This window comes from Paenibacillus sp. JT31N11 (assembly GCF_056269285.1).
On the sequence record NZ_JBWDNQ010000006.1, the window covers coordinates 465,563 to 475,523 of the forward strand.

Sequence of the window (9,961 nt, forward strand, 5' to 3'; positions counted from 1 at the left end):
CCATTTCATTATAGAAATACCCATAAAATTCCAATCGGTTTGTTTACTATATGTTACCCGTAACAAATGCGTATAGATATACGTCTATTTACAACCTGCTAACAGGAGGACCGGCATGCTCAAGTCTCTGCTTGCTATTGAAAACTACCGCCAGGATAAGCTGAATGATCGGGAGTCATATCCGTGGCTGCATTATATCGTCTCGGCCGAAGAGCGGATCGTCAATATGGAACGGATTGATTCGCTGGAAGAGCTGACGCATGCCAATCCCGTGCTGGATTATGTGGAGAGAAGCCTTCGCCTGCTGGACGCATCGGGAGTTTCCTTCTGGATGAAGGATGTGCTGGAGGAAGTCCTGATCTGGTCCGAGACGGCCAAAGGGGGAACGTCCCGCGAGCGTATCCGCTGGCAGTCCGAGGGGATCAACTGCTACGTACACAACATTGGCAGCGCGCAGCTGTATCTGCGGCATCACTCCGATTCCGGCCATGACCCAGTCAATCCGGCCGACAGCAGAACCATTGTCATTCACCGGCTTATTGAGGGGCATGGGCTGATCGGCCAGCAAATACGGGGCGAAGTGCCGGATTCCGAAAGCGTGCTGCTGTCCAGCCTCGTGAACGGGGATTGGATCACGGGCGAGGAGCTGCAAAGCCTGTTGGTCACTTTGAATGCCTGCGTCATTGGCGCTGTTTCCCTGCCGCTCTGGAGAGAGGTGGAGGATGAGGTGAAGCAGCGCATCCATCAGGTGGCATACAATTATATGAACGGGGAAGCCGTCTTTGCCGACCGGCTCAGACGGATGAGGTCCTTATCCATCGGGCGCGGCGAAGACTTTGATACGGAATATGACAAGCTTGCGGGCTTGTATGATCTTGATGCGCTGTTCTCTCCTCTCTCCGGTACAACCTTCTGGTATGCGGAGCCAGCGCTGCAGGATTTCTCGCTGGAGCAGTTTCTGAAAGTAATGGCGCTCACCTTGCCTGCGGGCAAGCATGGGGATGTGAAGCATATCAGCTTCGAGAAGCTGATGAATGCGATGTATTATGACTATAAAGGCGCGAAGAAAATCAATATTTACAAGAAGCGTATTATTGAGAAATACCTAGGCGGACTGGCGTGGACAGAGCTACAAAACGGACACTGCACCTTGGATAATCCTCATCTGGCGCATCATGCGGGGAGGAAGAAAGGGATACCGGATACGGTTTTCTTCGAGTTCGTGTTCTCTCCTGCAGCCGGGAAGCTGATTGAATTTTGCATGGAGGCGGAGAAGTCGGCCATTTATGAGCAGGCTGTGCTGCTGTTGTTTGATCTGTTCGGGCTGCGCCGCGATGCGTATGACCGTTTTCATAATGAGGATGTTTATCTGAGCGATATGAATCGGACAGCCGGTTACAAAAGCGTGATTCTGGAGGATATCGTCGGAAAACGGGTGCTGGATATTGGACCGGGCGGAGGTGTGCTGCTGGATCTGATAGAAGAGCGACTGCCGGACGTGAAGCCGGTCGGCATCGATATTTCCACGAATGTCGTGGAAGCCCTGAGCCGCAAGAAGCAGCTGGAGAGCCGCCGCTGGGAGGTTATGCAGGGGGATGCGCTGAATCTCAAGGAATATGTGGAGCCGGGCACCATCGATACGGTTATTTTCTCCTCAATCCTTCACGAGCTGTATTCCTATATTCCGATGGGCGGCCGCAAATTTAACCGGGATACGATCGCAGCGGCCCTGCGCAGCGCATTCGATGTGCTGTCAGAGGGCGGGCGCATCATTATCCGGGACGGCATCATGACGGAGCCTGGGGAACAGAAGCGGATCATCCGTTTTCTGAGGGAGGACGGGATGCAGTGGCTCGAGCGGTACAGCCAGGATTTCGCGGGGCGTCGGATCCTGTTTGAGAAGCTTGCCGGGGATAAGGCGCTTCTGCCGGTTAACGATGCGATGGAGTTTCTGTATACCTACACATGGGGAGAAGAGGCTTATGTACATGAGATTCAGGAACAATTCGGTTATTTCACGCTATCTGAGTATACCGGATTTATTGCAGCGGAGCTGGGAGAAGAGGCGGTCATTCTGAAACGCCGCAGTTACCTGCAGGAGGGATATACGGAGGCATTGGCGGGCAAAGTCGAGATTTCGGATGAGCACGGCAATGCGGTTCCGCTGCCGGACAGTACATGCTTGATTGTGATTGAGAAAGCGGAGCGGCAATAGTTTTAGTAGAAAGGGGAGTGCCTGGGTAACAGGCATTCCCCTTATTTGTGTATGCCTGCACCCATACGATGAGTGAGGTTTGCAGCGAAGGATTCATGAGCGCAAGCCGCCGAATGAGGAGCAGGAACAAGTCAATCAGGCTTGTTATGCTTTGCATCGTGACTGAGATGGAAGTGTGTGTTTCGTCTTCAGAAATAATTTGGACCGCTTTACAGTGGCAAAACAAACCGATGTTATAGTAACCAGTACAGGCATATTTTTCTTTTTGTTCACATCAATTTGAACAAATGTCCATTTTTTAAAGCTGATTCCGTGCAAATGCGACATTTTTTTAAATAATGGATAGCCCAAGAGAGATTCATCAGTAAAGGTGGGGATCTATGAAATAGAAGACTACAATTAAAAACCGTCTATTCTATGGCTTTTGGCGAGGCGCATGAATAGACGGCTTGCTGTGCGACAACCTATGATTGGGTTTATTTCCCATTTCATGAGATGGTCATCAGTTAACTTTAGCAATTTTTCTATGGAAGAGCAATGAGGAACGAGAAAGTCTTAAGAATTGTATTTATGGAGGTATACTGCGTGCAAAAATGGTATGGAAAATATAAGAAATGGGTCAGTCTGGCCGTGGCTGCGATCATCCTCATTACGCTGGTTGTCCCATCCGGCTTGATTGACAAAGCATATGCGGCTTCGCAAACCGTTGCCGGATGGTCTTTTACAGCCACTGGGAGCTCTTTCCCTGCAACCAGCGGAACTGCCGACAATTTAAGCAATGGCAAGTTGACTCTAAGCGGTGGCCGGACAGCAACTTACAGTACAACCGGCAATACGATCTATACAAATGGCTGGGATAATCCACTAGGTTACTGGCAGGCGGAGATCAATGCCACAGGCTTCACCAATCTGACTCTCTCCTCTAAAAACTATGGGACAGGTACCGGTCCAAGAGACTTTAAAATTCAATACAGTCTGGACGGGCAGAACTTCACGGATGTTCCCAATGGGACATTTGCTCAAACGACCTCGATTGCATCTGCGGTTAATAGTCTTTCTTTGACAAGTGCAGTTGATAATCAGCCTGTTGTATACATCAGATGGCTGAATTATTCTGCGACGTCCATCAGCGGTGCGACAATTGGCTCTGGAGGAAATAGCAGAATCGCGGATATCGTGGTGATGGGCGATCCTACCGACGGCACCACGGAACCGGATCCGGATCCATCGGACGGTAAGACGGCCACTCCCAATACGTCCGCAATCACCTTCAGCGACGACTATACGACGATAACCGGAGCGGCAGGAGCAGTATCCGTCAGTGCGGCGGTTTATGCCTATTACACAGACGGCACGTCGGCTGGCTCGGTTAATGCAAATGAATTGGGCGCGTTCGGACTTAGCATCGACAACCCGAATCACGACACCAGCGTTCGGATCTCGGCTAAAGATGGGGAGAAAGAGGAAAGCGATAAGGTCACGGTCTCTATTCCGAAGAGCACCAAGCCGGATGCATCCAGAATCTCGTTCACCGATTACACGATGGTAACGGGACTGCCTGGAGCGGTGCCCGCCAATTCGGGGGTTTATGCCTATTACAATGACGGCACTTCAGCCGGCAGCACTGCGGCCGGAGCTGACGGGGCTTTTGATTTGACGATATCAAATGCCCGCCAAGATACTCAAATCAGCGTTACCGATAAGCAAATGGGCAAATTGGAGAGCGACAAGACGATCGTTAATATGGCTGACGGCACCGTGTACAATCCGGGCGACGTCATTTTCAGCCAGATTTATGTGAATGGAACTGCCTCCGCCATTTACAAGCAGAAGTTTTTTGAGCTGTACAATACAACCGATCATGATATTAACTTCGGCGGACAGTGGAGCCTGGCTTACAGCTCTGCGACTGCAACTTCTTTTGCCAGCAATACGACTCCGCTGACGGGCGTTATCAAGGCACATGGATATTATTTGATTTCAGGATCAACCACGGCAGCTGCTCCGCTTGATCTGCCTGTGCCCGCAGATCAGTCTTCATCTCTTGGACCAAGCGCGACCGCCGGGGGGCATCTTATTCTGGCCCACAAGACGACGGCAGTTACAAGCGATATGGATCCTGATTTGATAGATCTTGCCGTATTCGGAAACGGTACTTCAACGTTCAAGCTGGATACATCGCATTGGGGAACCCCGTTCTTCACATCATTGATCGCCAGCGGTTCAATGCTGCGCAAGACGGAAATCGGATCTGATCCGCGCGGCGCTCTGGGATTGAATGACACTTATTTCACGAAGGATAATTCCAAGAATTTTGTCATGAACATTCCAGGCAATTCCAAAGACCCGAAAGAGATTATTATTAGAAACTCGAAGTATATGGCGCAGCCCGATTCCGCCAAAATCTCATTTGCGAATGCGGGCGGAACAGCGGCCGCAGCAGGAGCGGCAGGGTCCGTACCTGGATCGTCAAACGTTAAAGCATATGTTGTTGATGATGGTGCCATCACATCTGCCGGAACAACGACTGCGTCTGCAGACGGTTCCTTTGCTCTGACCTTCAACGATGCCGGCAATCATTCATATGTCTATTTGACGCATACGGATGCCATAAGGGAAAGTGCTTATACCCGCGTGGATACAGCGCCTGACGCTAACGCGGTGACCACAATCGGTCAGCTTCGTTTGAACGACCAGAATGGCCTTCCCCTGAATATTGGCTTCAATACAACCATTGAAGGTGTAGCGACGAGCGATAATCAGGCGCTGGGAAAAGAAAATACGAATTTCTATCTCCAGGACGCAACTGGAGCCATTAACGTGATCGGCGGATTAACCGCCGCTGTACTTAAAGGCGAGAAATACAAGGTTACCGGACGTTTGGTGTTTACTGCGGGCACTTCGCAGTTTGTTCCTTCTTCCATTACGGATGAAGGCGCAGATACGGCGCCGGTGGCCATTCCTGTCACGTTGGACCAATTGTCGAATTATTCGTCTGCCGAGACGCTTGAAGGCAAGCTTGTAACCTTTAAAGCCCAGGTGACGAACATTCCGGTCAATGTTACCGATTATAACGTGACGGTGACGGACGGAACGAACTCTGCCATCGTGAGCATTTTGGCGCTTACAGGTATTGATGTCGCAGGCGGAGCCGTCAACCTTGGCGAGACTTACACATTCACTGGGATTGTAAGCCAGTCGAAAATGACCTCTCCCTATACGGCAGGTTATGTTGTGCTCCCGCGCAATACGGCAGATATAAGAGGCGAGCTTCAAATAAGCCATACTCCGCTTGTGAAGGCCTACATTCATACAGATGTCACTTTCAAAGCGACAGCCCAATATGCCGATTCGGTTACCTTGTACTATAGAGGCGAGTCCGACAGTGCGTATACTGCGGTGCCTTTGTTATCCGGAGACGGCCACAGCTACAATGGAGTGATCCTGAGTGCCGACGTTCCGGCGGACAAGTTCTATTATTACATTGAAGCAGTGGCTTTGGGCGATATCAAATCGCAAGGAACTGCGGCAAATCCGATTGAGGTTCCTCTGGTCGAGGATACCGACGGTCCGGAGGTTTACAATCTTGTCCCGGGTCAAAATGAAGAAATCGAAACGCAGCATCCTGTCATTTCTCTGAACTGGGAGGATCCGAACGCAATCAATACGACGGCTTCGGCAGGCTTCAGCATCCAAATCGACGGAACAGACTTTACCTCCAAAGCGGCAGCTTCGGACAGCGCCCTTAGTCTGGCGCTAACGGCTGCAGATGATCTGAGCTTCGGAGAGCATACTGTCACCGTCAAGGTCAAGGATCTTCTGGACAACGAAACTACCCAGTCCTGGACCTTCAAGATCGCTGAGCGCTTTACCGGCGGCAATCACTATTACGGCACTACCCACAATCACACGAATATCTCGCACGATGCTGCGGGCACGCCGGTTGAGGCCGTTCAGGCCGCTTTGGCGCATGACTACGACTTCTTTGCTTTCTCTGACCACTCTCATGATATTGATTCGGATCTCACGGGAACGGATTCTGTCGACCACAACGGGATGCCTGAACGAACAGGCGGCGCCGACTGGCAGGAAACGAAGGATGTAGCCAGAGAGTACACCAAGGACGGCAGCTTCGTCGTTTTCCCGGCATTTGAGATGACGTCTACTACATGGGGACACTCAAACGTATTCGGGACCGATAACTTTATCGATCGTATGCAGGATAATGGCAAATATCAGGATCTTCAGAGCTATTATGCCTGGATTATGACTTATGACAATATCGTAGCGCAATTCAATCATCCGAACGCGCCGACGACCTCATTCAACAACTTCATTCCATACGACAAAAATGTGGATAAGCTGTTTACGATGCTGGAGGTCGGAAATGGTTCAGGGAACTATTCCTATGCCAATTCACAGGATAAATTCTTCAGCGCTCTTGATTTGGGATGGCATATCGCTCCGACTTATGGAGAAGACAATCACGATGCCACCTGGGGTCAAACGAAGCAGCGCACAGTCATTGTTTCGAAGGACCTTACTCAGGATTCGCTGCTGGATGCTATGCGCAAGATGAGAGTTTACTTGACTGAAGACCCGAATGCCAAGCTTGACGCTCTGGCGAGCGGATGGTATATGGGATCGACAGTCGATACCAAAACCTTGTCGTTTGATATTACGGGGAGCGATTCCGTATGGGAAGAGAAAAGCGATCCGAAATATAGCTATTTAAAGACCGTAACCAATGATAATGTTGCCAAAGTTGAATTGGTCACCAATGGCGGAACCGTAATCGACACCTATACTCCAGCCTCCGAATCTACTTCATTCCATTGGACTCCAACCGTAAACGTTGTTGGCGGGCAGCAGTGGTTTGTGGTTCGTGCAACCCAGGCGGACGGAGACCGGCTGTATTCCGCACCTTTCTGGTCGCCCGAAGAGCCTGTATCGGTAAGAGTCAGCAATTTGACATCCGCCGACGGTGCTATTGTTGGCGATACGCCGGCAACTCTAAATGCCGGACTTGCCAATATGGGAAGCGTTGATGTTACGAATGTCAAGGCCGCTTTCTATTATGATGATCTGACGCACCCGATCGGAGAGGTTGAAGTCGGATCGATTGCCTCCGGTCAGAATGCCACGGCAAGTGTCGTTTGGACATCGCCGCCAACTGGCAGCCATTCTATACTTGTGGTGTTAACTGCCGATCAGGATCTGGGCGAGAATAAGTACGTGCAGCAGTTCACGATCAAGACGCCGCTGGGCAAAACAATCTTGATTGATGCTTCGAAGCATAACGAGAACAGTACGCTGGATACAGGAACGTACAAGGACAACTTGAAGTTGTTCACTACCCAGATGAGACAGCAGGGGTATACGGTGGCAGAAAATCCATCGACACTGACTGATGCTGTCCTGAGCAATGTATCTGTGCTGTATATCTCTCATCCCACTTCAGCTTACAGTACGGATGAAATCGCAGCGATCAAGAAATTTACAGATAATGGCGGTTCGCTGTGGCTCGCCGACAAGAGCAATTATGGAGGCGCCAATCAAGCTCTGAATCCGATTCTGGATGCTGTTGGCTCGACCATACTGGTCAATAACGACGGTATTGCGGATGAGACGGCATACGGAAACTTTTGGAGCACTCCGCTTACGTCGAACTATTCGGTTCGTTTGCATCCGGGGCTCCTGAGCAACTACCTGACCGACTTCGTGTCGACAATCGAGTATTACAGCGGAGCAAGTCTGGCCAAAAACGATGGAAGCGGCAATAAAGCGGCTCTCACGGATAGTGATTCCGTTACCATTCTGGCAAGAGGCAACGAATCGACGTTCCAGATTTCTGGAGGGCAGGTTAAACCCGATACTCAGCAGTATCTGGTGGTGCCGTCTCCGGCACCTGCTGATCTGACGGGCGGCTCCGTAATCCCTGCTATCGCATCTGAAACATTGAGCGGCGGCGGAAGAATTATCGTATCCGGAATGAATATTTTTAACGATAAACAGATGGACGAGTCCTTCGATCCGAAGGGGAATAATGAATTTGCTCTCAACTCCATGAATTGGTTATCCCATCTGGAGCCGAAGCTCATCAGCATCAGCGATGCGCGTCAAGGACCTGAAGATATGCCATTTGTCGTACAAGGAAAAGTAACGACGGCTGCCGGAGTATTCTTCGATGCGGTATATGTGCAAGACGATACCGGAGGAATTATGGCATATAACGAAATTCCGGAGGGCAGTCTGGCTCTGGGCGATGTGGTCCGAATCTACGGCCACAAGAAAATTTTTGAGAACAACACCGAGCTGGAGTTTGACAGATTCGCCAACAGCATCGTCAAGGTGAGCAGTGGAACACCGGTCGAACCGAAGACCGTGTCTACCAAGGATTCCATTTCCGATAGTTATCAGGGGCAATTGGTAAAAGTATCGGGTACCGTCCAAACCATCCCGGATAACAATTCCTTCATCATCAATGATGGAAGCGGGCCAGTTCTCGTATTTGTGGATGGTTACATTGTCAATCAGAGTGGTCCAATTCCGGCCATAAAGGTAGGCGATACGCTAGAAACGGTGGCTCTTTCGGGCAAGTACGCAGAAGGAGACAGGCTGCGTGTCAGAAATACAACCGAAATGAAAGTGTCCGCTGTGGATCTAACCGCGGCAGAAATAGCAGCGGAGCTGACTAGCATTGATGCACCTGCGAAAGATGCGACAACCTTGACGCTGCCAAGCGTCCCGGCTGGCTTCACGGTAGCGATTAAGAGCTCAAGCAATACGGGCGTCATCGGAACCGACGGCACGATTGTGCCACCAGCAGCGGAGACGAAAGTGGACGTGGTGCTGACGGTCACGAAGACTGCGGACAGCACGAGCGCGGATACGGTCACGATTGAAGTGACGGTACCGGCGAAATCGGCTGCCCCAAGTCCAACCGCGGCAGAAATAGCGGCGGAGCTGACCAGCATCGACTCCCCTGTGAAGGATGCGACAACCTTGACGCTGCCAAGCGTCCCGGCTGGCTTCACGGTAGCAATTAAAAGCTCAAGCAATACGGGCGTCATCGGAACCGATGGCACAATTGTGCCACCGGCAGCGGAGACGAAAGTGGACGTAGTGCTGACCGTCACGAAGACTGCGGACAGCACAAGCGCGGATACGGTCACAATTGAAGTGACGGTACCGGCGAAATCGGCTGCCCCAAGTCCAACCGCGGCAGAAATAGCGGCGGAGCTGACCAGCATCGACGCACCTGCGAAGGATGCGACGACCTTGACGCTGCCAAGTGTTCCAAGCGGCTTCACGCTAGCGATTAAGAGCTCAAGCAATACGGGCGTCATCGGAACCGATGGCACGATTGTGCCACCGGCAGCGGAGACGAAAGTGAGCGTGGTGCTGACCGTCACGAAGACCGCGGACAGCACGAGCGCGGATACGGTCACGATTGAAGTGACGGTACCGGCGAAATCGGCCGCCCCAAGTCCAACCGCGGCAGAAATAGCAGCGGAGCTGACCAGCATCGACGCACCTGCGAAGGATGCGACGACCTTGACACTGCCAAGTGTTCCAAGCGGCTTCACGCTAGCGATTAAGAGCTCAAGCAATACGGGCGTCATCGGAACCGACGGCACGATTGTGCCACCGGCAGCGGAGACGAAAGTGAGCGTGGTGCTGACCGTCACGAAGACCGCGGACAGCACGAGCGCGGATACGGTCACGATTGAAGTGACGGTACCG

At 51.5% G+C, this 9,961-nt stretch carries 2 protein-coding genes; both read left to right on the forward strand.

The genetic code is table 11. The features are described from left to right. The first annotated feature begins 115 nt into the window (after window positions 1-115). Window positions 116-2,215 (forward strand): class I SAM-dependent methyltransferase, encoded by a 2,100-nt coding sequence (locus AC0YNV_RS22690; RefSeq protein WP_475770036.1) that lies wholly within the window; start codon window positions 116-118, stop codon window positions 2,213-2,215. Window positions 2,216-2,800: 585 nt separating this feature from the next. Further along, on the forward strand, window positions 2,801-9,961 hold a 7,161-nt coding region (locus AC0YNV_RS22695), incomplete at its 3' end, for a CehA/McbA family metallohydrolase (RefSeq protein ID WP_475770037.1).